The sequence below is a fragment of the Burkholderia sp. PU8-34 genome, from assembly GCF_053427725.1.
In genome coordinates this window covers 180,558-206,648 of sequence record NZ_JBSAXC010000004.1, presented here as the reverse complement: position 1 = coordinate 206,648, position 26,091 = coordinate 180,558, and the positions used below count along the sequence as shown (strand labels likewise).

Here is a 26,091-nt window from a genome sequence, read left to right as displayed (position 1 = left end):
CGCCGTCAGGCCGGGAATCAGAACCGCTGCTGAATCCCCGCCGTCACGCCGACCTGCGTGTCGCCATACCCGGCCACATCGCGCGACACGCCCACCTTCTGCCCGTGCTGCGCGATTGCGAACGCGCCCGCCGCATACAGCACCGTGCGCTTCGACAGCGCGTAGTTCGCGCGTACCGACACGAGCGTGGGATCGGCATCCGTGCCGCCCTTGATGTTCTGGTGATACACGGCTCCGATCAGCGAGAATGCCGGCGTGAACTGATACGACCCGCCGACCCAATACATGTCGCTCAACTGGTTCGCCGCCGTGGTGCGGAACGTACGCTTGTAATTGCGGTAACCGGCCATCGTCTTCAGGTTGCCGAAGTCGTAGCTCAGGCCAGCATGAATCCCCTGGATGTAGTTGACGGTATCCGCGGGCGTCACGCTGTCGGCCGCGCCGTTCTGCCGGTCGAACGTGACGACCGCGGCGAAGGGCCCCGTCTCGTAACCGAGCGCGAAGTCGTACTTCGAGCTGGTCTTCACGCTGCCGGGCACATTCCCGAAGCCGTACAGCGCGCCGAACTTGAAGCCAGCGTATTCGCCGTCGTAGCGCACCGCATTCGACGAGCGCGTAAACAGGCCGTCCTTGCGTCCGCCGGTGGCCGTCGACGACGTCGCCCACGAATAGTTCTGCGCGTAGCCCATCGGGTCGAACGGCAGCATGTAGTCGTAGGTAACGGTGAAGTTGCGGCCCAGCGTGATTTCCCCCCATTTGCCCTTCAGGCCGACCGTCGCGCGGCGCGCGAAGATCGAATCGGGGCCGTCGTCGAACGCGCCGTTCGCGAGGTCGATGCCGCTTTCGAGGCGGAACACGGCCTTCAGCCCGCCGCCGAGATCCTCGACGCCGCGCAGTCCCCAGCGCGATGTGTTCTTGTTGCCCGATTTCAGCTTGAATGCGTTGCCGCCGCCTTGGGCCGTGTGATTCGTGTATTCGATGCCGGCATCCATGATCCCGTAGATCGTGACCGACGATTGCGCGTGGGCGGCTGCGGCGGCGACGCAGGCTGCGGCGGCCGATCCCGTGAGGACTACTGCGCGAAAGGAACGTTCTGCGCGAAACTTCATTGACGGTGTCTCCTTGGTTCTTGTGAGTTGGGGAAATCGTGGCGCGCAGGGCGCTGCCGAAGTCGTCGATCGACGTGCGTCGCATGGCCCTGAGGGGTGCGGCGCGCGGCGGTGAGTCGACCGCCGCCGCACGCCGGAATCAGCCAGCCTTCGCGAACGCCCAGCAGTCGTTCGTCGGGAATTCGATCCAGTGCTTGCCAGCCGAGCGCGGCACGTGGCCGAATGCGCGCAGCCTCAGCTCGCCGCAATGGAACAGGTATTCCCAGCGGTCGCCGAGATACATCGACGTGACGAGCTCCGCCTGCAGCCGGTTCGCACCGGGGCCGTCGGCGACCTGCACGCGTTCGAGGCGGATCACCGCCTGCGCGTGCTGGCCGGGCGCGAGCGCTTCGCGCGCGAGCGCGCGCAGCTGCCAGCCGTCGCCGGCGAGCGTCACGCTGTCTCCGTCGACCGCCGCGACCCGCGCATCGATCCGGTTGTTGCTGCCCATGAATTCGGCCGTATACAGCGAGCGGGGTGCGCCATACAGCTCGGCCGGCGTGCCTTCCTGCTCGATGCGGCCGTTGCGCAGCAGCAGGATGCGGTCGGACATCGCCATCGCCTCGGTCTGGTCGTGCGTCACGCAGAGCGCCGACAGCCCGAGCGACACGATCAGCTCGCGCAGCCACGCACGTGCTTCCTCGCGCAGCTTCGCGTCGAGGTTCGACAGCGGCTCGTCGAGCAGGATCACGGGCGGGTTGTAGACGAGCGCGCGCGCAATCGCGACGCGCTGCTGCTGGCCGCCGGACAGCTGGTGCGGATAGCGTGCGGCGAGATGGCCGAGGCCGAGCTGGTCGAGCGCGGTCTGCACGCGGCGCTTCTGCTCGGCCGGCGCGACGCGGCGCAGCTTGAGGCCGTAGCCGACGTTGTCCGCGACGGTGCGGTGCGGCCACAGCGCATACGACTGGAACACGAGCCCGAGCGAGCGCTGCTCGACCGGCAGGTCGACGCGCCGCGCGCCGTCGAAGAACACCTGGCCGTCGAGCTGGATGCGGCCGTCGGACGGCTGTTCGAGGCCCGCGACCGCGCGCAGCAGCGTGGTCTTGCCGCTGCCCGACGCGCCGAGCAGGCACACGACTTCGCCGGCCTTCAGTTCGAACGACACGCCCTTGAGGATCGGGTTCGCGCCGTAGCTGAGATGCAGATCGTCGACGATGAGCTTATCCATGAAGTTTCACTCCGAAGCGCAGGGCCACGCCGAGACCGGCGCCGACCATCGCGATGTTGATGACAGAGAGCGCGGCGACCTGGTCGACGGCGCCGGTCGCCCACAGCGACACGAGCAGCGCGCCGATCACTTCGGTGCCGGGCGACAGCAGGTAGACGGCGGTCGAGTATTCGCGCTCGAAGATCATGAAGATCAGCAGCCACGCGGCGAGCAGGCCGAAGCGCACGAGCGGCAGCGTCACGTCGAGCGACACGCGGCCGCGCGTCGCGCCGACGCTGCGTCCGGCTTCTTCCAGCTCCGGCCCGACCTGCAGCAGCGCGCTCTGGATCAGCCGCATCCCGTACGCGAGCCACACGACCGTGTACGCGATCCAGATGCTCCACATCGAGTTCTTCAGCTCGCGCAGGCCCGGCACGAACAGGAAGATCCACAGGAACGCGAGACCGGCGAGCAGGCCCGGCACCGCGCGCGGCAGCAGCACGAGGTAGTCGAGCAGCTTCGTCGCCCAGTCGTGGCGGCGGTGGCCCGCGAACGCGACGAGCGAATAGAAGCCGATTGCGAGCGCGCCGCCGATCACGCCGATGCCGAGCGTGTTGACGATCGCGCGCACGAGGTTGTCCTGCTCGAACAGCTCGACGAAGTTCGACAGCGTCAGCACTTCGCCGAGCGCGACGCCTTCGCCCCAGTTCGTCACGAACGCGCGCAGCACGATGCCGGAGATCGGCACGATCACGGTCAATGCGAGCCACAGCGCGACGATCGCGACCGCGACCCAGCGCCACACGCCGAGCGGCAGAACGGTCGTGCGGCCGGCCTTGCCCTTTACGGTGACGAAGCGGTTCGCGGTCTTCAGCAGCCGGCGCTGCAGCAGCACGAGCGGGAACGTGATCGCAACGATGCACACGGCGACCGCGGCCATCAGGTGATATGACGGCACGCCGAGCTTGTTGGTGAGCTTGTACAGGTAGGTCGCGAGCACGAGGTGGCCTTCGGGATCGCCGAGCACGAGCGGCAGCCCGAACACTTCGAAGCCGAGGAAGAACACGAGCACGCCGGCGAACAGCAGCGCGGGCATCGTCATCGGCAGGCTCACGTCGAGCGCGACGCGGAACGGCCGCGCGCCCGTCACGCGCGCCGCTTCCTCGACGTCGGAGCCGAGATTGCGCAGCGCGGCCGACGAGTACAGGTACACGTGCGGCACGTGCGTGAGCCCGACGATCACCGTGATCGCGAAGATCGAGTAGATGTTCCAGGGCACGCTTTCCACGCCTAAGCCGGCCACGCCGAGCAATGCCTTGAACCACACCGAGTAGAAGCCGACCGGGCCGACCGCGACCACATAGCCGAACGCGAGCACCATCGGCGACACGAACACCGGCGTGAGCAGCAGCGGCTCGAGCCAGCGGCGGCCGGGCAGGTCGGTGCGCACCATCAGGAACGCGAGGATGCCGCCGAGCGGAATCGAGATGAACAGCATCCCGCCGGCGATGATGAACGAGTTCTTCACGGCCGACCAGAAGTCGGGATCGCTGAAGATGAAGCGGAAGCCGTCGATGCCGACCGTCCTGTTCGCGTCGAAGAACGGCGCGGACAGCAGGCTCTGGAACAGGATGAAGCCGAGCGGCAGCGCGACCGCGACCGTCAGCACCGCGATGACGATCCAGCGCAGCATGCCGGCGAGCGGCTGCAGGCTGCTGGCGCGCAACGCGGGAATCGCGCCGCCGCCGGCGGGTTGGGCAACGGGCGGCGGCGTGCCGCGTGTGCTGGTTGAAAGCATGAGTTCGCCCCTGCGGCCCGCAGGCCGCATCAAGAAAGTCGACAGGGAGAGGTGGTCGCCGCCCGCGGCGCGGGCGGTGTTTTACGAGGCGATCAGCGCTTGATCGACTGCTGCCACTGCTTGAGGAACGCGAGGCGCTTCGACTGGTCGAGGTAGACGAGCAGGCCGCTGCCGATCTGGATCGGCTTCAGCGAATCGCCGAGTTCCTTCGACAGGCTCGCGGCCGACGTTTCGCCGTTCACGTCCGCGCGGATCGCGTACAGGTTCGCCTGGTTCGCGATCAGCGTCTGGCCGCGCTGCGACATCAGGTAGTCCACCCACAGCTTCGCGGCATTCGGGTTCTTCGCCTTCTTCGAGATCGTCGCGAGGCGGCTCACGACCTGCGTGTAGTCCTTCGGAAACACGTAGCCGATCGACTTGTCCTTCTTCGCCTTCGCATACGCATACGAACCGATGATGTTGTAGCCGATCAGGTTCTCGCCGGACGAGATCCGCTCCATCATCGCGCCGGTGCTCGACTGCAGCTTCGGGCCCGTCGCGCCGATCGCCTTCACGAGTTCCCACGTGACTTTCTCGTTCACGTGCGCATCCTGCGTCAGGTAGTTGAAGCCGACGCCCGACTTCTCGATGTCGTAGGTGGTGACCTTGCCCTTGAACTTGTCGGGCTGCGCGGTGAGCAGTTTGATCAGGTCGGCGCGCGTCTTCGGCACTTCGCTGTCGGGAATCAGCCGCTTGTTGTAGACGATCGCGAGCGGCTCGAACGTCGTGCCGTATGCCTGCTTCTGGTACTGCGCCCATTGCGGCACGTGCGCGCTCTCGGGCGAGTCGTACGACGCCATCAGGCCGTCGTTCACGAGCTTGACCTGCAGGTCCATCGCCGAGCTCCACAGCACGTCGGCGCTCGTGCTGTTCGCCGCGTTCTCGCTGATGTAGCGGTTGTACAGCTCCGTGCTGTTCATGTCGTTGTATTCGACCTTGACCCCGTAAAGGCTTTCGAAATCCTTGATCAGCGGCCGCACGAGGCCGGTGTCGGTCGTCGAATAGACGATCAGCTTGCCTTCCTTCTTTGCGGCGTCGACGACGCCCTGGTAGTTGCCCGGATATCCGGCCGGAACCTGCGCGCAGGCGGTGCCCGCGACGATCGACAGGACGGCGGCGAGGTGCTTCGGTGCGAACGGCATGTCTTCCTCCAATTACGCGTGTGTGTTGTTCGAGTGACGCGGATGGTAATTGCGAAGTACTTTCAGCCTGCTTTCATTTCGGTTCACAATAGCGTCCTTTGTGTCATGGATTTCCCGAGGTCCTCATGCGTGTGCTGCTCGTCGAAGACAACCCGAACCTGGCGCAGTCGCTGAACGACGCGCTGAGCGCCGCGCGCTTCGCGGTCGATCACATGGCGGACGGGGAGGCGGCGGATCACGTGCTGCGCACGCAGGACTACGCGCTGGTGATCCTCGATCTCGGGCTGCCGAAGCTCGACGGGCTCGAGGTGCTGCGGCGGCTGCGCGCGCGGCGCAATCCGGTGCCGGTGCTGATCCTCACCGCGCACGGGTCGGTCGAGGATCGCGTGAAGGGGCTCGATCTCGGGGCCGACGATTATCTCGCGAAACCGTTCGAGCTGACCGAGCTGGAAGCGCGCGCCCGCGCGCTGATCCGGCGCAGCCTCGGGCACGAGCATTCGAAGGTCGAATGCGGACCGCTCGCGTTCGACAGCGTCGACCGCAGCTTCCGGCTCGCGGGCGAACCGCTGTCGCTGACGCCGCGCGAGCGCTCGGTGCTCGAGGTGCTGATCCTGCGCAACGGCCGCGCGATCAACAAGGAAACGTTGTCGGAGAAGATCTTCGGAATCGACGAATCGGTCAACGCGGACGCGATCGAGATCTACGTGTACCGGCTGAGGAAGAAGCTCGAGAACACGGGGGTCGCGATCGTCACGCTGCGCGGGCTGGGCTACCTGCTCGAAGCGAAGCAGGCCACAGCATGACGCGCCCGAACCTGCGGATGCAGGTCGCGTTGTGGCTGCTGCTGCCGCTGCTCGGCCTGCTCGCGCTCGATTCGTGGCTCACCTACCAGCGCGCGATGAGCGCCGCGCACGTCGCGTTCGACCGCACGCTGTCGTCGTCGCTGAAGTCGATCCGTGAAGGCGTGCGGCTTGATCAGGGCGAAGTCGAGGTCGACCTGCCGTATCTCGCGCTCGAGATGTTCGAATCGGGCGACGGCGGCAAGATCTACTACCTGATCCGCGAGGACAACGGACGCACCGTCACGGGCTACCCCGATTTGCCGCTGCCGACAGGGCGCGATGCGGGCGACGGCGCGCCGTTCATCACGCGCTACTACGATGTCGTCTACCGCGGCGAACGGTTGCGGATGGCCGCGCTGCGCGTGCCGATCCACGACGTGCCGAGCGCGCAGTCGCGGATCGTATGGGTGATGGTCGGCGAGACGATCGAGGCGCGCCAGGCGCTCGCGCGCGAAATCCTGATGGGCTCGCTGCTGCAGGAGGGGCTGCTCGTCGTGCTTGCGCTCGGCATCGTGTGGCTCGGCGTCGGGCGCGGGCTGCGGCCGCTGAACCGGCTGTCGGCGACGGTCGCCGCGCGCACCGAGGACGATCCGACGCCGCTCGATACGGGCGGAATGCCGAGCGAACTCGCGCCGCTCGTCGATTCGATCAACCAGTACATCGGCCGCACGCAGCGGATGCAGGTCGCGCGGCGGCGCTTCTTCGCGGATGCCGCGCACCAGCTGAAGACGCCGCTCGCGGCCGTGCAGGCGGGCGTCGAGCTGGCGCTGCGGCCCGACGAGCAGCCGCGCGTGAACGTGCATCTGCGGCGCGTGAACGGCGCGGTGCGGCAGGCAGCGAAGATCGTCCAGCAACTGCTGTCGCTGTCGCGGCTCGATTCGGAAAGCGGACAGGCCGTCACGCACAAGCCGGTCGCGCTGCATCGGCTTGCACGCAGCGTGACGCTCGACTGGTCGCCGGTCGCACGTTCGCGCGACATCGATCTCGGCTTCGAGCACGACGCGGACGTCGACGTGCTCGGCCAGCCCGACCTGCTCGGCGAGCTGATCGGCAACCTGATCGACAATGCGATCCGCTATGCGGGCGACCGGGCGGTGATTACCGTGCGCGTGTCGTGCGACGGCGAGCACGCGCGGCTCGACGTGATCGACAACGGGCCGGGGATTCCGGAGCGCGAGCGAGATGCGGTGTTCGAACGCTTCCATCGCGGCAGCAAGACGCAGACCGTCGAAGGCACGGGGCTCGGGCTGTCGATCGTGCGCGAGATCGCGCGCGTGCATCAGGGCAGGGTGGGGCTGGCCGATACGGCAGGCGGCGGCTTGGTCGTGACGGTGATGTTGCCGGTGGCGAGCCGTCTTTAGCGCAAGGGGGCCAGACGAGCCGTGGCCGTTTGCGCCGAGCTGCCGGAACACGCGCAGGCATGTCCGGCAGTCTTCATGAAAATGGTGTCAGTCGCCGAACCCGATCTCCGCTTCGACGGACTGCCCGACTTCGAGAAAGCCGCCCGCACCATGTACGACGATCGCGTTGTTGCCGAACGTCAGCGCATCGTCGTAATTCGGATTCGCGCGGTACGTCTGCATCGTGTCGGTCGGTTCATGCGGCCACGCGGGATCGGGTGCGCCGGTCGTCTGGTCGATCGTCGGCATCGGGCAGCGCGTGCACAGCTTCACGAGACGCAGCCGCACCGGCGTCGCACCTTCGGTGTCGAGCTGCTCGACGTAGTCCTCTTCGTACGCATCGAGATCCGTCACGACGATGTTCGGACGGAAGCGGTTCATCGGAATCGCCGGCGCACCCTTCGCGGCGAGCCGCGCATTCAGGTCGTCGAGCGACGCCTGGCCGATCACGAGCAGCGGGTAGCCGTCCGCGAACTGCGTCGACGCGTCGATGTCGCCGGTCCACTTGCGGTTGCACGCGCGGCGCGCGTCGGGCGCGAAGCGCGCGAGCTTCGCCGGCATGCCGAGAAATTCGCTGAACCACGCTGCGGTGGCCGCGCCCGTGTCGATCGCGTCGACGGTGTCGCGCCACACGGTCGCCGCCATCGCCGGCGTTTGTTCCGATGCGTGGCCGTCGAGCGGCGTGCGCAGTTCAGGCATCCCCGGCGCGTTCAGCACCAGCGCATCGCCGTCGAGTGCGGGCTGCACGAGCGCAAGGCGCGGATGCGTGCGCTGCGTGATCATCTGGCCCTGCGCGTCGGTCACCATCCAGTGACGGTCGTACGCGAGCCCGGTGTCGAGCAATTGCGCGCGACGCAGCGCGATGCCGCCGCAGGATTTGATCGGATAGACGAAAAGTTCGCTGATGGCTGGCATGGCGCTGGCTTTGAATGACGCGGATAGTCAAAGCGCGATTGTGCCAGATCGTGCCGAAGCCGTTTGTGCGGCTTTGTCGTTACGCGGGCAGCGGAAAACCGCAGTCGAACGTCGTGCGCGCGACAGTCGGCTGCGTCATCCCGAGCTCGCCGGCCGCGTGGGTCTTTCCGGGATGCGCAACGACCCATGACCGCGGCATCAACGCCGCATGCAACGTTTTGGACGCCGGAGCGGCGGTGTCAGCCCTTGGTGAAAACGTAAATCCCATGTCTTTTTGAGGCGATGTCGGGATGCACTCGGTGAAGCGGGAATCTCCTGCCTGTAGGGGAAGGGGGGAAGGAGAGCAGTCAAGTCTGTTCTGCATGGCCTTTCAGGTGCACCATGACGATCCATCATATTAGGCCTCGGATTCGAGGAGTCAGCCGATGAGTACGCATTCGTTGCAGCAGACGCCGTTTCACCCGTTCGTCGAAAGCCTGGGCGCGCTGCTCGCGTCCGGCGCGGACGAGGCGCGCATCCTGGACGAAGGCGGCGGGCTGCTCGCCGCGCTCGTCGCGCACGACGACTGGCTGCCGGACACGCTCGCGCAGCCGGACCCCGAGCGCTACCGGCAGTACCTGCTCCATCTCGACCCGGACGAACGGTTCTCCGTCGTCAGCTTCGTGTGGGGGCCCGGGCAGGCGACGCCGATCCACGACCACACGGTGTGGGGGCTGATCGGGATGCTGCGCGGCGGCGAGTTCTCGCAGCCCTACCGGCTCGGTGCGGCCGGGCGGCCCGAGCCCGCCGGCGACGCGGTGCGGCTGCGGCCGGGGCAGGTCGAGGCGGTGTCGCCGTGCATCGGCGACATCCATCGCGTGAGCAATGCGTTCGCCGACCAGGTGTCGATCAGCATCCACGTGTACGGCGCGAACATCGGCAAGGTCGAACGCGCGGTCTATCTCGAGGACGGCACCGTGAAGCCGTTCATCTCCGGCTATTCGAATGCGTGACGCGCGGCGCCTTGCCGGCGCGCGCGGCGCGGCTCGAGACTCCATCTACTTCCTTCACCGGCTTCATCAGACATCGTGACGCAATCCGCTGATTCCACCCCACGCTTCGCCGCCGCGTCGTACCAGGACGTGCGCGCCCGCCTGCTTGCCGGCAACGAGATCGCGCTGATCGACGTGTGCGAGGAAGACTCTTACGCGCAAGGCCATCCGCTGTGGGCCGCCAACTTTCCGCTGTCGAAGCTCGAACTGGACGCGTGGACGCGGATTCCGCGCCACGACACGCCGATCGTCGTCTATGGCGAAGCCGGCGGCGAGGATCTCGCGCCGCGCGCGGCCGCGAAGCTTGCGCAGCTCGGCTACACGGACGTGCGGCTGCTCGACGGCGGCCTTGCGTGCTGGCGCGACGCGGGAGGCGAGCTGTTCATCGACGTCAACGTGCCGAGCAAGTCGTTCGGCGAATGGGTCGAGGCCGAACGCCATACGCCGTCGCTGTCCGCGCAGCAGGTGCAGGCGCTGATCGACGCGCGCGCGGACGTCGTGATCGTCGATGCGCGCCGGTTCGACGAATATCAGACGATGAACATCCCGACGTCGACGAGCGTGCCGGGCGCGGAACTCGTGCTGCGCGTGCGCGCGCTCGCGCCGGACCCGGCGACGCAGGTGATCGTCAATTGCGCGGGCCGCACGCGCAGCATCATCGGCACGCAGTCGCTGATCAACGCGGGGCTGCCGAACCCGGTCGCCGCGCTGCGCAACGGCACGATCGGCTGGACGCTCGCGGGACAGACGCTCGAACACGGCGCCGCCCGCCGCTTTCCGGACGACATCGACGCGCCGCTGCGTGCCGACGCGCGCCGCGCGGCGCGGGCGGTCGCCGAACGGGCGGGGGTAACGCGCATCGCGCTTGCCGACGTCGATGCGCTCGCGGAATCGGGCCGCACGCTGTACCGCTTCGACGTGCGCACGCCGGAAGAATATGCGGTCGGGCATCTGCCGGGCTTCCTGAGCACGCCGGGCGGCCAGCTCGTGCAGGAAACCGACCATCACGCGGCGGTGCGCGGCGCGCGGATCGTGCTCGCGGACGACGACGGCGTACGCGCGGACATGACTGCGTCATGGCTCGCGCAGATGGGCTGGGACGTGCGGGTCGTCGAGCCGGCCGGCACGCCGGCGTTCGCGGAGACGGGGCAGCCGCCGCGCGACGTGCCCGCGACGCCCGGCGTCAACGAAGTGTCGCCCGCGACGCTCGCGGGCTGGCTGCGCGACGCTGCGCCCGGCGACAGCGCGATCGCGGTGATCGACGTGACGCTCAGCGCGAACTACGTGAAGCGCCACATCCCCGGCGCGTGGTTCGTCGTGCGCGCGCAGCTACGCGACGCGCTTGCGACGATCCCGCCCGCGAAACGCTACGTGTTCACCTGCGGGTCGAGCCTGCTCGCGCGGTTTGCGGCGGACGACGCGCGTGCGTGGCTGCCGGATTCGGCGGAGATCGTCGTGCTGACGGGCGGCACCGCCGCGTGGATCGATGCGGGCCTGCCGCTCGAAGCGGGCGAGACGCGGCTCGCGTCGCCGCGCGTCGACCGCTACCGGCGGCCGTATGAAGGCACGGACAACGCCGCCGCGGCGATGCAGGCCTATCTCGACTGGGAGTTCGGGCTCGTCGATCAGCTCAAGCGCGACGGCACGCATCACTTCCGCGTGATCTGACGCGCGGCGCGGTCCGCGGACAGGCCGCGCGCCGGATGCACTAAACTTGCGGGAATTTTGCGTTGCCGCACCCGGCAATGCGGCGACTCGCGGGCGGGGGCGAGCGCCGGACGCCCGCGCGCGCCCGGTGCGCGAACCCGCCGATTTTCCCGGACCCATGACGAACCACACCGATCCCGCCTACCTGCTCGGCGAACTGCTGAAGAACGTATCCCGGTCTTTCTACCTGACGCTGCGCGTGCTGCCCGACGGCATGCGCGACCCGGTCGGCCTCGCGTACCTGCTCGCGCGCGCGGCCGACACGATCGCGGACACCGCGCTCGTCGCGCCCGAGCGCCGCGCGGCGCTGCTGACCGATCTGCGCGAGGACATCGAGCGGCTCGGCGACGGCGCCGCGCTGTCCCGCGCGCTCGAGGACGTAACGCGGATGCAGACGGATTCCCACGAGCACGTGCTGCTCGGCGCGATGCAGCCGATGCTCGCGCTGCTGCGCGCGCAGGCCGACGCCGACAGCACCGCGATCCGCAAGGTTGTCGCGACGCTGACGTCGGGGATGGAATTCGATCTGCGCACGTTCCCCGACGAGCAGTCGGGGCAGGTGGCGGCGCTGCCGTCGCGCGACGCGCTCGACCGCTACACGTATCTGGTCGCCGGCTGCGTCGGCGAGTTCTGGACCGACATGACCGGCATGCACACGCGGGCCGCGCGGCGCTGGAACCTGCCGGACATGCGGGAGAAGGGGATCCGCTTCGGCAAGGCGTTGCAGATGACCAACATCCTGCGCGACTGCGCGAAGGACTTGCGGATCGGCCGTTGCTACCTGCCGCTGGACCTGCTCGCGAGCCACGGGCTCGAGGTCGCCGACCTGCTCGCGCCGGCCGTGCCAGCCGTGCCAGCCATGCCGACCGCGTCGCTGCGCGCGCGCCCGGTGCTGTTCGACCTGCTGCGCGTCGCGCTCGCGCAATACCGCGACGCGTGCCTGTATACGCTCGCGATCCCGCGGCGCTTCGTGCGGCTGCGCCTCGCGTGCCTGTGGCCGATCCTGATCGGCCTCGAGACGCTCGAGCTGCTGGCCGGCCACGACGCGTGGCTCGATCCGGCGCGCCCGGCCAAGGTGCCGAGAAAGCGCATCTACCGGATCATGGCGTCGTCGCTCGCAATCGTCGGCTCGAATGCCGCGATCCGCGCCCGTGTGTCGCGTCTCGTCGACGCGGTCGACGCGCTGATCGGGCCGCCCGCCGCCCGCTGATCCCGGCGGCGTGCGCAGTGTCGCACGCCGGCAACGCACATTCCCGTAACCAGGAAAATCTGTCTGGCGGCCAGCGCAAGCCCGTTACTTGCGTGAACAGGCCCTGGTCCTTCCGCCCGGCGTCCTGCCGGGCACTGCCTCTTCGATATCCCAAGCATTCGTTGCGCCGCACGTCGCCGCATGACGATTCGGTTGCCGAAATACGCACGCCACAATCGCCAAGCAAGCTGCGCGGTCATGCGTGGGGCAGCGCGACGGAGCGCGCGGGCGCGGTCGTAGCACAACCGGGCCCACAGGTGTCTGACGACATTGGACAGGCGCGCGGCGCGAGTAAAAATGTAAAGCTAGGGTTTTCACTGGTAAATGCCGGAGAGCCGCGTCGGATATGGCGTCGGCGGTACTTTGTAACTGTTTAGTGAACCTGCGCGTTGCGTCGATCATACGATGACCGAATGTGTAACTTGGGAAATGATCGGCAATCCGTCAGAATGGCCCCCGCATGTACTCGCACATGTGTCATAAAAAACCACACCAGAAAAGAAGTCATTCTTTGAGGACGGAGAATCAATGAAAAAGCGCGTCGCTTTCGCCATGACGGCAGTGGGCCTTGCAGCCGCTACCGCCGCCCACGCCCAGAGCAGCGTGACCCTGTACGGTATCGTCGATAACGCTATCGCTTACCAGAACAACTCGTCGGCGACGAGCGCGACCTCGGGTGGTCACTCGAAGGTGCAGATGGCCACCGGCATTTGGGCAGGCAGCCGCTTCGGCCTGAAGGGCAGCGAAGATCTCGGCGGCGGCACGAAGGCGATTTTCCAGTTGGAAGCCGGCTTCAACGCGAATAACGGCACGTCGCAGTGGACCAACGGCATCTTCACGCGCCAGGCGTGGGTCGGTGTGACCGACAACACGTACGGTACGCTGACGGCCGGCCGCCAGTACACCGCGTACTACACGCTGCTGTCGCCGTACAGCCCGACGACCTGGCTGACCGGCTACTACGGCGCGCACCCGGGCGATATCGACTCGCTGGATACCACCTACCGCGCGAACAATTCGGTCGTCTACATGTCGCCGAAGTTCTACGGCTTCACGGTCGGCGGTTCGTACTCGCTCGGCGGCGTGGCAGGCAGCTTCAACCGCGGCTCGACCTGGAGTGCGGCGGTCCAGTACCTGAACGGCCCGGCAGGCATCGCAGTCGGCTATCAGCGCATCAACAACGCGACGCTCGGCGGCGGCGTGTGGGGCGCGAACTCGACGGTCCAGAACGGCCTTACGGCATCGGGCGATGGTAATCAGCCGGGCGTGTCGTCGATCAACGGCGGCTACAAGACGGCACAGTCGCAACAACGTGTCGCCGTGACGGCCGGTTACCAGTTCACGCCGGCGTGGGACATCTCGGTGTCGTACTCGAACGTCCAGTACATCCCGGGCACGCTGTCGGCGTTTCGCAATACGGCGATCTTCAACACGGCTGGCGCCGTGCTGCACTGGAAGGCAACGGCACAGTGGGACTTCGCGGCAGGCTACTCGTACACGGCGGCGACCGAATCGAACGGCGTCACGAGCTCGGCGAAGTACCACCAGGTCACGCTGTCGCAGTACTACAGCCTGTCGAAGCGCACGGGCCTGTATGCGGTTGAAGCGTACCAGCACGCCAGCGGCAACACGATCAGCGGCCTTACCGGCGGCGTCGTCAAGGCAACGACCTCGATCGGTGACGGCGTGGGTGCGGGTTCGAACCAGAACCAGATCGGCGTCGGCGTCGGCCTGATCCACCGCTTCTGATTCTGCGCGGCGCGCAAGCGCCGCATCGGAATGCAGCACACGAAACCGGCCTTCGGGCCGGTTTTTCTATTTCCAGCTTCCCCCCAACGCCTGAAACAGCGCCGCCGTGTCGGCGAGCCGGTCCGCCTGCGCGCGCGTCCGGTCGAGCGCGGTCTGCAGCGCCTGCCGCTGTGCGTCAAGCAGCCCGGATTCGCTGAGCCCGCCCGCCGCGTAGCGTGCGGCGGAGATCGCGTTGCTCGCGTCGGCCTCGCGTGCCGCTTCATCGCGTGACCGGAGCGCGGCCGCATCCTGTTCGACCGCGCGCATCGTGTCGGCCACCTGCTGCAGCGCCTCGAGCACGGTCTGCCGGTAGCTCGCGAACGCGGCGTCGTATGCAGCTTCGGCCGCGCGCTTCTTCGCGTGTAGTTCGCCGCCGTGAAAAAGCGGCTGCGTCAGGTTCAGCCCGAGATTCCACACGTTCAGGCCGTTGACGATGTCCGCAACGCGCGTGCGTTCGGAGCCGATGCCTGCCGACAACGCGAAGCGCGGATACAGGTTCGCCGCCGCCACGCCGACGTTCGCGCTCGCCTGATGAAGCATCGCTTCGGCCGCACGGATGTCGGGCCGTTCGCGCGCGAGCGTCGACGGCAGCGTGACAGGCAGCGTGCCGGGCAGGTTCAGCGTGTCGAGCGGCACATCGGGCAGGTCCGCATTAGAAGGCGGCTCGCCGAGCAGGATCGCGAGCCGGTGCTCCGTCTGCGCGAACTGGGCCGCGAGCGGCGGCAGCGACGTTTCCGTCTGCGCAAGCAGCGTGCGTTGCGCATGCACGTCCGCGAGCGACACGCCGCCCGCCGCATGGCGCGCTTCGACGATGCTCAACTGGCGCGTCTGCGCGTCGACGAGGCGCTGCGTCAGCGCGATCTGCTGCGCGAGCGACGCGCGCCGGATCACCGTCGACACGACGTTGCCGGCGAGCGTCAGGCGTGCCGCGTCGAGTTCGTACGACTGATAGTCGACCTGCGCGCGCAAGGCCTCGAGCGCGCGCCGGTTGCCGCCGAACACGTCGAGCACGTAGGACACGCTGACCGACGCGTCGTACAGCGTGAACGGCCCGGGGGGCGGCACGCTGGACGGCAGGCCGAACGCGACGATGTCGACTTTCTCGCGCGTGGCGGACAGGTTCGCGTCGACCCTCGGCAGCATCGTCGCGCCGGCTTGCGCGACGTAGTTCTGCCGTGCCTCGGCGAGCCGTGCACGCGCTTCATCGAGTGTCGGGCTGTGCTGCCATGCGGTGTCGACGAGCCGGTTCAGCGGGGCCGAGCCGAACTGCGTCCACCAGCGCTGCGGCGCGTGCGCGGCGGTGGCGAACGTCTGCGCGGTGCCCGCCGCGCCGTTCGCGGATGAGGTTGTCGCGGGCGGCTCGCCGCGCGTGTAGCGCTGCGTCGCCGGCGCGGCCGGCGTGTGGAAATCGGGGCCGACCGCGCAACCGGCGGCGAGCGACACGGCGATGGTGCAAGCAACGACGTATGCAACGACGCGCGCGACGGCGCTGGCGGCAGGGCGAACACGGCACGATGGCGGGGCTGGCATCGCACGCTCCCTAGTCGAGCGTGCGCCGGTAGAAGCGCAGCGCGACGGTCATCACGACCACGGTGAACACGGCGACCGGCCACACCGACGGCCACAGGTCGACCCAGCCGTTGCCCTTCAGCAGGATGCCGCGCACCAGCCGGTTGAAGTACGTGAGCGGCAGCAGGTTGCCGATGAACTGCGCCCATTTCGGCATCCCGGCGAACGGGAACATGAAGCCGGACAGCAGGATGTTCGGCAGGAAGTAGAACACCGCGAGCTGCATCGCCTGGAGCTGGTTCTGCGCAAGCGACGACAGCGTGATGCCGACCGTCAGGTTCGCCGCGATGAACAGCAGCGCGGACAGGTAGATCGCCAGCACGCCGCCGACGAAAGGCACGTGGAACACGACCCGCGCGGCCGCCAGGATGATCGACACCTGGATCAGCCCGATGAACACATACGGCACGATCTTGCCCGTCATCACCTCGAGCGGCAGCACGGGCGTCGCGAGCAGGTTCTCCATCGTTCCGCGCTCGCGCTCGCGCGTGATCGCGAGGCCCGTCATCATCACCATCGTCATCGTCAGGATCACGCCCATCAGGCCCGGCACCACGTTGTACTGCGTGATCCCCTCCGGGTTGTACAGGCGGTGCAGGCGCACGTCGAACGCGGCGGGGCGGCCGTTCAGGTGGGCGAGCGGGCCGGTCAGGTCCTTGTCCGCGACCGGCTGCACGAGGCCCGACAGCGTCGCGATGGCCGACGCGGTCGCGACGGGATCGGTCGCATCGGCCTCGACGAGCAGCGAAGGACGTTCGCCGCGCAGCAGCCGGCGGGAGAAATCGGCGGGAATGCTCAGCACGAACAGCACGTCGCCGCGCGCGAGCGCGTGCCGGCCGGCTGCTTCGTCGGGCAGCGTCTCGACGATGTCGAAGTACGCGGAATTGCGCATCGCGGCGACGAAGCTGCGCGTGAACGGGCTCGCATCGGCGACGATCACCGCGGTCGGCAGGTGCTTCGGGTCCGTGTTGATCGCGAAGCCGAACAGCGTGAGCTGGATGATCGGCACGCCGACGATCATCGCGAACGTCACGCGGTCGCGGCGCAGCTGCAGGAATTCCTTCAGCACGATGCTCCACCAGCGCGCGAACGAGAACGACCAATGAAACCGGAGCGGCGCGCTCATGACGGTGCGCCTCCGGAGCCGTTGTCTGCAACGCTCATCATGTAGATAAACACGTCTTCGAGCCCGGTGCCGATCGGCTCGGCGCGCAGCGACGCATCGGCGGCGACCTGCGCGACGCTCGCTTCGAGCACCCGGTGGTCGCGGCCGCTCACGTGCAGCGTGGAGCCGAACACGACCGTCTGGTCGACGCCCGGCATCGCGCGCAGCCGCGTGGACAGTTCGGTCAGGCGCTCGCCCGTGATCGCCCAGGTCGCGAGCCCTTGAGACGCGACGATTTCCGCCGCCGTGCCTTGCGCGAGCAGTTCGCCGTACGCGATATACGCGAGCTTGTGGCAGCGCTCGGCTTCGTCCATGTAGTGCGTGCTGACGAGCACCGAAATGCCTTGCGCGGCCAGCCGGTGCAATTCCTCCCAGAAATCGCGGCGCGCGGCCGGATCGACGCCGGCGGTCGGCTCGTCGAGCAGCAGCAGTTCCGGGCCGTGCAGCATGCATGCGGCGAGCGCGAGCCGCTGCTTCCAGCCGCCCGACAGCGCGCCCGTCAGCTGGTTCGCGCGGCTCGCGAGGCCGAGCGTGTCGAGCGCGCGCTCGACGGCCGCCTTGCGGTCCGGCATCTGGTACACGCGTGCGACGAAGTCGAGATTCTCGCGGATCGACAGGTCTTCCCAGTACGAGAAGCGCTGCGTCATGTAGCCGACGTGGCGCTTGATCTGCGCGCTGTCGCGCACGATGTCGTAGCCGAGGCAGGTGCCGCTGCCCGAATCCGGCGTGAGCAGCCCGCACATCATCCTGATCGACGTGGTCTTGCCGCTGCCGTTCGGGCCGAGGAAACCGAAGATCTCGCCGCGCGCGACGCGCAGCGACACGTCCTTGACCACGTGCTTGTCGCCGAAGCGCTTGTTCAGCCGGTCGACGTCGATCGCATACGGGACGGTCAGCGTGTTCATTGCGCCCTCACCGCGACGGGCTGGCCCGGATGCAGCTTCGGCGCGTCGGCGACGGCCGGGCGGGCCTCGATCATGAACACGAGCTTCGTGCGGCTTTCGTTGCTGTAGATCACGGGCGGCGTGTATTCGGCTTCGCTCGACACGTAGGTGATGCGCGCGGGCACGTCGGCCGCGCAGCCGTCGCAGTGGATCGCGACCGCGCGGCCCGGCGCGAGCGTCGCGACGGCGGTCTCGGGCACGAAGAAGCGCACCTTCACGTTCTGCGGCGGCAGCATCTGCACGACCGGGTTGCCGGCCTGCACCCATTCGCCGAGCCGGTACAGCGTGTCGTAGACGAGCCCGGACGCGGGTGCGGCGACACGCTTCTGGTCGAGCTTCCACTGCGCAACGGCAACGGCCGCCTGCGCGGCGTCGACCTGCGCGGCCTGCGCGGTGATCTGCTGCGAACGGCCGGGCAGGCGCGCGACATCGACCTGGCTCTGCAACTCGCGCACCTGCGCGGCGGTCGTTTGGGCGGACGCGCGCGAGTCGTCGAGCTGCTGCTTCGAGATGCCGCCCGCCGCGTATTGGCGTTCGTCGCGCGCGAGCTGGTCGGCGGCCTTGCCGGCTTGCGCCGCGGCCTGTGCGAGCTGCGCCTTCGCGACATTCACTTCCGGCGGCCGCTTGCCGGTCTGCAGGTCGGCGAGCTGCGCCTGCGCGGCGGCGAGCTGGTGCTGCGCCTGCTGCAGCGCGGCTGTCTCGTTGACGGCCTCGAGCGCGAACGCGGGCGCGTTCGCGGTGATTGTCTGGCCGCGCTGCACGGCGAGCTGCGTCAGCGTGCCCGATTGCGACGACGACAGATAGACGAATTCGCCTTCGACATAGCCCTGATAGCTTGCCTGGTCGCTCGTGCGCTGCCCGCAACCGGCAGCAAGCGCGAGGCACGCGACAAGCGCGAACGGCGTGGCGCGGGCCGGTGTCATGTCCGGCTCCGGGGCGAGCGCGTGCGGCGGGCCGGCGCAGCCGTGGGCGGCTGCAATCCGAAGCCGAGCAGCGCACGCACGTGCCGCTGCAGCACATCGCGATCGACCGGCGGCATCCCGCGTGCGCTCTGCCACAGTTTCGCGGTGGCGAGCGGCAGCATCACAAGCGCGATGATCGATTGGAACAGGAGCGCGGGCTCGAGCGCGGGGTTCACGGTGCCGGCCTGCTGCGCGTGCCGGATGCGTTCGGCAAAGCGTCCGACGTGTTCGAGCGGGATGCGTTCGACCATCCGTTCGCGCAGCAGGCCGCCTTCGTTGACGATCTCGCGCAGCCACAGCGACGGCAGCCACGGCATTCGCCCGGTAACGTCGAAGAAGCGGTCGACGAGTTCCGCGACGAGCGCGAACGGGTCGTGGTCGACCAGCGGTTCGGTAGGCCGCCAGACGAACGCGATCACCTGCATCAGGCGTTCCTCGACGATCGCGTCCAGCAGTTGCTCGCGGTTCGTGAAGTAGTAGTGGACCATCGCCGACGTGACGCCCGCGGCGGCGGCAATCTGCGCGACCGTCGTGGCCGCGATGCCGCGCTCGGCGAACAGGCGGGTCGCGACGTCGAGCATGTGGTTGCGCAGGTCGAAATCGTCCACCGACGGGCGGCGCCCGCGCGGCCTGGCGGCGGTGGATTTCGCGTTCATGCAGATGACGCTAATTGATGAGTTAGTTAATTTCAAGGAAGGGTTTTCGACGAAATTGACCGGGGTCACACGCCGGTCGAATCGGGGCGGGGCCGCAGGGCGCGGGCGGGCGGCGGGCGAGGGCGCATATGCGGATCGCCGGATGTAGGGAGTGGTTAATGCAACGGGAGGGAAGCGGGGGAAGCGGGGGAAGCGCGAGGAAATCGCGAGGGCGCGCCGCCGGCCGGACGGCGACGTGCTTCGATGCAAACCGCGGCAGGCGGCCTAGTGATCGAGCGGCGCCTTCAGCGGCTCATGCTCACCCGTCAGCCCGAACACGACGAGCTGCGCGGGCTCGGTATCGCTCGCATTGCGCGACACCTGATGCCGCGAGCCCGGCGGCTCGTACCAGCCTTCGCCCGCGCGGTAACGGCGCAGCGGGCCGTCGTTGATCTGCGACATCACTTCGCCTTTCGACACGACCGCGAACACCGAGCCGAGATGGCGGTGCGGCTCGGACGCCTGGCCGGGTGCATAGTCGACGGTCGCGACGACCGCGAGCTTGCCGGGCGCTTCGGGCACGGCCTGCCTCATCACGGGGTGCACGGCGTCGCCGACGTCGTGCGCACGTGCGGCCGGCGATGCGGCGCCGAGCGTGAGCACGAGCGCGGCAGCGGCCGCGCGCGGGAACCTGGAGCGCATCATCGCAGGCTCCTTACGCGGGCAGCTTGCGGAACGCGATCGCGAAGCGGTTCCATGTATTGATCGTCGATACGAGCAACGTCAGATCCGCGAGCTCTTCGTCGGTGAAATGCGGCTTCACGGCTTCCCACACGGCGTCCGGCACATGGTTGTCGGCCACCAGCGTCAGCGCCTCGGTCCACTCCAGCGCCGCGCGCTCGCGGTCGGTGAAGAACGGCGTTTCGCGCCACGTGACGACAGTCGCGAGACGGCGGTCGGTTTCGCCGCCCTTGCGCGCATCGGTGGTGTGCATGTCGACGCAGAACGCGCAACCGTTGATCTGCGACGCGCGCAGGCGCACCAGTTCGGCGAGCGGCTTGTCGATCGAGCTCTTCGCAAGGAATTCCTCGGCGTTGCGCATCACCTTGATGGCATTCGGGCTGGCGGCATAGAAGTTCAGGCGGGGTTGCATGGTGAGTCCTCGGTCGGTCGATGCGCACGGTGGCGCGACAGGACTCAGATTAACGACGGGACTGGCCTTCTGAAATGGCCAATTTTCGGTAAATCAAGGTAGCCAGTGTTCGGCGGTCAGGCTTGACGGTCAGCCGCCGGCGCGCAGCAGTGCAGCAAGTCGCGCGAGCGCCGTGTCGATGTGCGTCGCGTCGATCCCGCCATAGCCGAACAGCAATCCTGCGTGACGCGGCACGTCGACGTGAAACGCCGCGATCCCGTACAGCCCGACATCGTGCCGGCGCGCCGCGTCGACCAGTGCGGTTTCGTCGACGCCCGGCTTGAGCCGCGCCGCGAGGTGGATGCCGGCTGCGGGCACGATCGTGTCGAACCACGGCGCGAGGTCGCCGCGCAGGTGCGCGAGCAGCACCCTGCGCCGCGCGTCGTAGTGCTTCTGCACGCGGCGCAGGTGCCGCGCGAAATCGCCGTCGAGCATGAAGCGTGCGAGCGCGGTCTGTGTCAGCGTGCACGTATGCCAGTCGACGATCTGCTTGGCCTTGCGGAGCGCCGCATGCAGCGTATGCGGCGGAATCGCGTAGCCGATCCGCAACTCGGGAAAGATCGTCTTCGAGAACGTGCCGACATAGGCGACGAGGCCCGTGCAGTCGAGGCTCTTCAGCGATTCCATCGGCCGCCCTTCGAAGCGGAATTCGCCGTCGTAGTCGTCCTCGATGATGATCGCGCGCCGCCGCTGCGCCCATTCGAGCAGCGCGACGCGCCGCTCGAGGCTCATCGGCATGCCGAGCGGAAACTGGTGCGACGGCGTCACGTACACGAGGCGCGCATCGTCCGGCAGCCGGTCGGTGACGAGGCCATGCGCGTCGACCGGCACGCCGGCCACCGTCGCGCCGAGCGACGCGAACGCGGCGCGGGCCGGCGGATAGCCGGGATCCTCGACCGCGACGACGTCGCCGGGCCGCACGACGACGCGGGCGATCACGTCGAGCGCCTGTTGTGCGCCCTGCGTGACGATCACGTCCTGCCAGTGGCAGCCAACAGCCCGGTTGAACGCGACGTAGCGCGCGATCGCGAGCCGCAACTGCTGGTCGCCGGCAGGGTCGTGATACTGGCCCGGGCCGCGCGCCTGCACGCGCAGCGCATGGTGCAGGCAGCGGCGCCATGCGTCGAACGGGAACAGCGACTTGTCGGTCACGCCGCCGCGGAAATCGAAGGCGGGCGCGTGGTGCGGAATCGGCATCGCGAGCGCATCGGGCAGGTCCGTCCAGAACGCGCGGATGTCCGGCGCGTCGGCGGGGACGGGGGCGGCGGCGATGGCCGGCGTTGCCGTATCCGGTGCATGCGGCACGCGCGCGAGGCCGTCGGCGACGAACGTGCCGTCGCCGCGCCGCGTCCACAGGTAGCCTTCCGCGATGAGCCGCTCGAACGCGTCGAGCGTCGTCTTGCGCGACACGCCGAGCTGCGTCGCAAGATCGCGCGTCGACGGCAGCCGCGCGCCGCCCGCGAGGCGGCCGTCGACGATCGCGATGCGCAACTGCCGGTAGATTTGCCCCGTCAGGTCGTGACGGCCTTCGATGTGGATCGCGATGTCCATCGCAGTGGCTACCTCGGTTTCATTGATTTTGCCGGATTCGGCATACCGAAAGTATGCCGTCGCGATGGTCGAACCGCGCGGGGATTCACGTCGATCGGCGCGCGGCTGGATTGCGATGGACGGTCTCTCCGGATCGGGGGCGCGGCCATGCAGCGGGAGCGGCAATCGCGCCGTTCGACGCGAACCGAGTCACGGGCCGACGGTTGCAAGTTGCCAGTTGCTGGCCGCCAGTTGCTGGTCCTTGGTCACTGGCCGCGGGTAGCCGTTTGCCTTGCGCCGGTAGCTGTTCGCCGGTTACTGGTGGAACACGCGCACGCTGCTCAACGCGCGCCGCAGGCGCGCTCCGCATCGTCCTGCCCCGCGAGGTTCGTGACCGTCAACCCGCCGAACGTCGCGCTGCCGTGTTCCGCGAACACGGCGATCCGGTCGGCGGCGAGCGGCGGGAAGACCAGGTCGGTGATCGCGGTGCGTCCGCCACCGGCGAATACTTCGACCGAGCCGCGATCGACGACGATCTCGAGCGGCAGCCGCCCGTTTTGCAGCGGCAGGTTCACGATGTGCTGCTGGCTGAACGCACTGGAAAAATTCGTTTCGCCCGATTGCGACCGGTCGAGGGTCAGCGTCCGCTGCGCGGGGTCGTAGACGATCCGCGTGCCGATCGCACCATCCGCCGAACGCCGCACGACGAGCCCCGCACGCGCGGCGCCGTGCGGCGCGAGCGTCAGCGTGATCCGCTGCACGGCGCCACGTGTCGCGGCCGGCAGTTCGCGCAGCGCCGACGCGACGCTCAGGTCGCCGAGATGCGCCGCGGGCCGTCCGTCCGCCCATGCGTCGAACGCCGGGGCCGGCGTGACGACGAGTTGTGGCTCGCCGTCGATCGTCTTCAACGCGAGTGCGCGCGGCAACGTCATCGCGCCGCGCCATGGCGTCGTCGGCGCTTTCGCCGCGTAATCCCAGTTGCTCATCCACGCGATCGCGACCGGCTGCGTGCCGGGCGCACCCGCGAATGTGCCGGAAAATGTGCCGGCCGCGTAGAAATCCGCGCCATGGTCGACCCAGCGGAACTGCGCGGGATCCGAACCGGCGGGCGCGACACGATCGGGCGTGAACGACCGCCCGTCGAAATTCCCGACGAAATACATCGCCCCCGAGCCGCCAGCGATCGACCACGGATTCACGTTGACGATCATCACCCACTTGACCCGCTTCGGATCGCCGTCGACCGGCAGCGGAACCAGGTCGGGCATTTCCCACAGCGTGCCGTCGTGCGGGACGCCCGGCAGGGTGAAGTCGCTCAGGAATGCCCAGTGGATCAGGTCGTCGGAGCGGTACAGCTTCACCACGTGCGCGTCGGCGACGACGGTCGTCATCAGCCAGTACCCGCCGGGCGCGTACCACGACACTTTCGGGTCGCGGAACTGCCTCGACTCCGGATCGAGCGTGAGCACCGGATTGTGCGCGTACGGACGCCAGGTCGCGCCGTGGTCGACGCTGTACGCGAGCGATTGCGCCTGCGTGCCGGGCGCATGTCCGGAACCGGCCTTGTAGACGCTGGTGTACAGCGCGACGAGCGGGGTTTCGCCGGGCTTGCCGAGCCCGGACGTGTTGCGGGTGTCGGCGACGATCGAGCCGGAGAAGATCTCCTCGGCTGCGTTCGCGCGCATCGCGACCGGCTGCTCGCGCCAGTGGACGAGGTCCGTGCTGGTCGCGTGGCCCCACGACATGTTGCCCCAGTCGTTGCCGAGCGGATTGAACTGATAGAACAGGTGATAGCGGCCGTTCTCGTAGACGAGGCCGTTCGGGTCGTTCATCCAGTTGCGCTGCGGCGTGTAATGGAGCGCCGGCCGCCATTGCGAGGTGCCGTCGGCCACGGGCGCGGGGCATGGGGCGGCGACGACGCGTGCGGCGAGCGCGCACGCGAGCAGCCACGTCGCTGCGCGGAAGGGAAAGCGTTCGGGTGTGAGTCTCATGCGTCGTTGCGTGCTTCGCCTGACGAAGCGGGAAGAAGGGCGCTGCGCGACCGATGCCGCCGGTGGCGCAGCGCAAGGTCTGCCGAAGGTGACGGCAACGCGCGCACGGGACACGCCCGATGCGCGCGCGCCACTTACTGCGCGTTGCCGTCGTTGTGGCCGGCGCCCGTCGCGGGGAGGTTCGCCGGGATGTCGCCGTAGCCGCCGAGCCCGCCGCGCCCGTAGAAGCGGTCGACTGCCGTCGACGTGCCGTTGATGTTGACCTTCACTGTCGGTGCGAGCGTGCCGCCGCGGCGCGGCCCGATCGCGTCGATGAACGATTCGACGAGGCCGCCCGGCATCACGTAGTGCGAATACGACTGGAACTCGCGCGGGTTCTGGTTCGGATCCTGAAAGTACGGCTGGCCGGCCGGCGCCGAGAAGTCGGTCGGGTTGCCGAGCACGAGGCCGCTGCCGCCGTTCAGCGGCAGGAAGTCGCTGCGGATGCCGTTGCCGACGAAGCCGTACACGCCGTCCGGCCCGTCGACGCCGGCGGCCATCGTGTTGCGGTGGCTGATCGTGAACAGGTAGTACTTGCCGTCCTTCATGTAGATTTGCGGACGCTCGGTCTGGTCGTCCACGCAGTTCGCGGACAGCAGCGGCGGCAGGAACTTCCACGCGGTCAGCTGCGGGTTCGTCGCGATCGCGAGGCCGACGTTGGCCTTTTGATACACTGCGCCCGAATTCATCACCGCGTTCAGGTCTTCCCTGTACGGATCGTTCGGCGCGTAGCCGAGGTCGGCTTCGGTACAGGTGCGCGCGCCGCGCGGGCCGCCCGTGTTGCCCTCGAACACCATGTAGGTCTTGCCGGGATGCGCGGGGTCGGTGAACACGAACGGATCGCGGAACGAGAAATAGGTGTTCTGCTGGCCCGTCTGGTAATACGTGCCGTCCGGCTGCAGCAGTGCCTTGTGATCGTCGAAGCCGCTGAACCATACGTGCTTGTCGTCGGCGTGGATGTGGCCGTCGGCGCGCGTGATGATCGCCTGGGGCGGCGTGATGTCGGCACCGCCCGGCGCCGAGCGGTTGAACGACGTCGCGGTGTAGTAGAGGCTGACGTTGTCGCCGTGCGTGAGGCGCGCGGAGCCCGACCATTCGGCGTTGTTGGTCATCGGCGCGGTGCCGAACACCTTCACGCTCGCGCCGTCCGGGAACAGGTGGCCGCCCCAGGTCCAGCCGCCGTTCGCGGGGCGCTGCGACGCGGGGATGCCCGCGCGGCGGTAGAAGAAGCCGATCCGGGCATGGACGTGGCGGTCGTCGAACGTGTAGCCGGCATGCGGGTCGGCGGTGAGCGAGAAGATCACCTCCCAGCCCTTGTAGCTGAGCTGGTTCGCGCGCAGGTCGGCGAGCGGCCACGTATCCCAGACCCACACGTTCGGGTTGATCAGCGGGAAATCCTGCGGGATGTCCGGCATCGTCAGCGCTTGCGGCAGCGAATTCCTGTCCGCGCCGGCGACGTGCGATTGCGCGACGATCTGACGGATGTCGGCGCGCGTCCAGCGCATCGTGAAGTTGCTCTCGGGATCGTAGGCCTGCTGCGAGTGGGGCGTGGGCATGGGCGCGCCCGTGCCGCCGGACTGCGCGTGCGCGACGGCCGCGAAGGCGGCCAGTGCGCCGCCAGCGAGCAGCAAACGTTTGCCCGGGAGCGAGCGGAAAAGGGGAAAGTATGTCATCTCGGCGTTGTTTCGAAAAAGGGTGAAAGAGAACGTCTGAGGGTGGCATCGATGTCCAAACCGGTTCGGATGCTATTTCAAACCGGTTTGGACGTCAAAAGATATTTATTTGACAGTATTTATTACAGAAGTGAAAGAATCGGTCGGCAGACCGCGGGGCCTGCCGGCCGCACATCGCAAGGGAC

The 26,091-nt window shown here is 68.1% G+C and carries 21 protein-coding genes; 6 read left to right on the top strand and 15 right to left on the bottom strand.

Annotation, left to right across the window (positions count from 1 at the left end):
* Positions 1 to 17 precede the first annotated feature (17 nt).
* The 4 genes from ACV22Z_RS12275 to ACV22Z_RS12260 all read right to left on the bottom strand — a co-directional run bounded on the left by ACV22Z_RS12275 (position 18) and on the right by ACV22Z_RS12260 (position 5,274).
* Positions 18 to 1,109 (bottom strand): porin, encoded by a 1,092-nt coding sequence (locus ACV22Z_RS12275; RefSeq protein ID WP_448076571.1) that lies wholly within the window; start codon positions 1,107 to 1,109, stop codon positions 18 to 20.
* A 139-nt stretch (positions 1,110 to 1,248) separates the two neighbouring features.
* The gene (locus ACV22Z_RS12270) at positions 1,249 to 2,316 is read right to left on the bottom strand and encodes an ABC transporter ATP-binding protein (RefSeq protein WP_448076570.1); all 1,068 of its coding nucleotides are present in this window, start codon (positions 2,314 to 2,316) and stop codon (positions 1,249 to 1,251) included.
* Positions 2,309 to 4,093 carry an ABC transporter permease gene (locus ACV22Z_RS12265; RefSeq protein WP_448076569.1) on the bottom strand — a complete coding sequence of 595 codons (1,785 nt, stop codon included), beginning with the start codon at positions 4,091 to 4,093 and terminating at the stop codon, positions 2,309 to 2,311. Before ACV22Z_RS12265 ends, ACV22Z_RS12270 begins: the two co-directional genes overlap by 8 nt.
* A 92-nt stretch (positions 4,094 to 4,185) precedes the next feature.
* On the bottom strand, positions 4,186 to 5,274 hold the full coding sequence (locus tag ACV22Z_RS12260) for an ABC transporter substrate-binding protein (protein ID WP_448076568.1): 1,089 nt from the start codon (positions 5,272 to 5,274) through the stop codon (positions 4,186 to 4,188).
* Positions 5,275 to 5,399: 125 nt separating this feature from the next.
* Between ACV22Z_RS12260 and ACV22Z_RS12255 the strand changes: the two genes are divergently transcribed.
* Both ACV22Z_RS12255 and ACV22Z_RS12250 read left to right on the top strand, forming a co-directional pair.
* On the top strand, positions 5,400 to 6,077 hold the full coding sequence (locus tag ACV22Z_RS12255) for a response regulator (protein ID WP_448076567.1): 678 nt from the start codon (positions 5,400 to 5,402) through the stop codon (positions 6,075 to 6,077).
* A complete protein-coding gene (locus ACV22Z_RS12250; protein ID WP_448076566.1) occupies positions 6,074 to 7,477 on the top strand; it encodes a sensor histidine kinase N-terminal domain-containing protein in 1,404 nt (467 codons plus the stop codon). The genes ACV22Z_RS12255 and ACV22Z_RS12250 overlap by 4 nt, the downstream gene beginning before the upstream one ends.
* A gap of 87 nt (positions 7,478 to 7,564) precedes the next feature.
* Here ACV22Z_RS12250 and ACV22Z_RS12245 read toward each other — a convergent pair whose 3' ends face one another.
* Positions 7,565 to 8,431: an MOSC domain-containing protein gene (locus tag ACV22Z_RS12245; RefSeq protein WP_448076565.1), complete on the bottom strand. Its 867-nt coding sequence runs from the start codon at positions 8,429 to 8,431 to the stop codon at positions 7,565 to 7,567.
* A gap of 425 nt (positions 8,432 to 8,856) precedes the next feature.
* Here ACV22Z_RS12245 and ACV22Z_RS12240 point away from each other — a divergent pair, with 425 nt between their 5' ends.
* The 4 genes from ACV22Z_RS12240 to ACV22Z_RS12225 all read left to right on the top strand — a co-directional run bounded on the left by ACV22Z_RS12240 (position 8,857) and on the right by ACV22Z_RS12225 (position 14,167).
* Positions 8,857 to 9,423, top strand: coding sequence for a cysteine dioxygenase (locus ACV22Z_RS12240; protein ID WP_448076564.1), 567 nt, complete (start codon positions 8,857 to 8,859; stop codon positions 9,421 to 9,423).
* A gap of 75 nt (positions 9,424 to 9,498) precedes the next feature.
* Positions 9,499 to 11,130 (top strand): rhodanese-related sulfurtransferase, encoded by a 1,632-nt coding sequence (locus tag ACV22Z_RS12235; protein WP_448076563.1) that lies wholly within the window; start codon positions 9,499 to 9,501, stop codon positions 11,128 to 11,130.
* Between the two features lie 157 nt (positions 11,131 to 11,287).
* Complete coding sequence (locus ACV22Z_RS12230) at positions 11,288 to 12,379, top strand: phytoene/squalene synthase family protein (RefSeq protein WP_448076562.1); 1,092 nt, start codon at positions 11,288 to 11,290, stop codon at positions 12,377 to 12,379.
* A 567-nt stretch (positions 12,380 to 12,946) separates the two neighbouring features.
* The gene (locus tag ACV22Z_RS12225) at positions 12,947 to 14,167 is read left to right on the top strand and encodes a porin (protein ID WP_448076561.1); all 1,221 of its coding nucleotides are present in this window, start codon (positions 12,947 to 12,949) and stop codon (positions 14,165 to 14,167) included.
* Between the two features lie 66 nt (positions 14,168 to 14,233).
* On the opposite strand, the gene ACV22Z_RS12220 is transcribed toward ACV22Z_RS12225, so the two are convergent.
* From ACV22Z_RS12220 to ACV22Z_RS12175, 10 genes are all read right to left on the bottom strand, one after another.
* Positions 14,234 to 15,736 (bottom strand): efflux transporter outer membrane subunit, encoded by a 1,503-nt coding sequence (locus ACV22Z_RS12220; protein ID WP_448076560.1) that lies wholly within the window; start codon positions 15,734 to 15,736, stop codon positions 14,234 to 14,236.
* Between the two features lie 10 nt (positions 15,737 to 15,746).
* The gene (locus tag ACV22Z_RS12215) at positions 15,747 to 16,901 is read right to left on the bottom strand and encodes an ABC transporter permease (protein ID WP_448076559.1); all 1,155 of its coding nucleotides are present in this window, start codon (positions 16,899 to 16,901) and stop codon (positions 15,747 to 15,749) included.
* On the bottom strand, positions 16,898 to 17,845 hold the full coding sequence (locus ACV22Z_RS12210; protein WP_448076558.1) for an ABC transporter ATP-binding protein: 948 nt from the start codon (positions 17,843 to 17,845) through the stop codon (positions 16,898 to 16,900). The genes ACV22Z_RS12215 and ACV22Z_RS12210 overlap by 4 nt, the downstream gene beginning before the upstream one ends.
* The gene (locus tag ACV22Z_RS12205; protein WP_448076557.1) at positions 17,842 to 18,807 is read right to left on the bottom strand and encodes an HlyD family secretion protein; all 966 of its coding nucleotides are present in this window, start codon (positions 18,805 to 18,807) and stop codon (positions 17,842 to 17,844) included. The genes ACV22Z_RS12210 and ACV22Z_RS12205 overlap by 4 nt, the downstream gene beginning before the upstream one ends.
* On the bottom strand, positions 18,804 to 19,502 hold the full coding sequence (locus tag ACV22Z_RS12200; RefSeq protein ID WP_448076556.1) for a TetR/AcrR family transcriptional regulator: 699 nt from the start codon (positions 19,500 to 19,502) through the stop codon (positions 18,804 to 18,806). Before ACV22Z_RS12200 ends, ACV22Z_RS12205 begins: the two co-directional genes overlap by 4 nt.
* A gap of 264 nt (positions 19,503 to 19,766) precedes the next feature.
* On the bottom strand, positions 19,767 to 20,186 hold the full coding sequence (locus ACV22Z_RS12195; RefSeq protein ID WP_448076555.1) for a cupin domain-containing protein: 420 nt from the start codon (positions 20,184 to 20,186) through the stop codon (positions 19,767 to 19,769).
* A gap of 10 nt (positions 20,187 to 20,196) precedes the next feature.
* Positions 20,197 to 20,634: a carboxymuconolactone decarboxylase family protein gene (locus ACV22Z_RS12190; RefSeq protein ID WP_448076554.1), complete on the bottom strand. Its 438-nt coding sequence runs from the start codon at positions 20,632 to 20,634 to the stop codon at positions 20,197 to 20,199.
* A gap of 129 nt (positions 20,635 to 20,763) precedes the next feature.
* A complete protein-coding gene (pdxR, locus tag ACV22Z_RS12185) occupies positions 20,764 to 22,224 on the bottom strand; it encodes a MocR-like pyridoxine biosynthesis transcription factor PdxR (RefSeq protein WP_448076553.1) in 1,461 nt (486 codons plus the stop codon).
* A gap of 320 nt (positions 22,225 to 22,544) precedes the next feature.
* Positions 22,545 to 24,194 carry a glycoside hydrolase family 32 protein gene (locus ACV22Z_RS12180; RefSeq protein WP_448076552.1) on the bottom strand — a complete coding sequence of 550 codons (1,650 nt, stop codon included), beginning with the start codon at positions 24,192 to 24,194 and terminating at the stop codon, positions 22,545 to 22,547.
* A 134-nt stretch (positions 24,195 to 24,328) separates the two neighbouring features.
* A complete protein-coding gene (locus tag ACV22Z_RS12175) occupies positions 24,329 to 25,906 on the bottom strand; it encodes a glycoside hydrolase family 68 protein (protein WP_448076551.1) in 1,578 nt (525 codons plus the stop codon).
* Positions 25,907 to 26,091 lie beyond the last annotated feature (185 nt).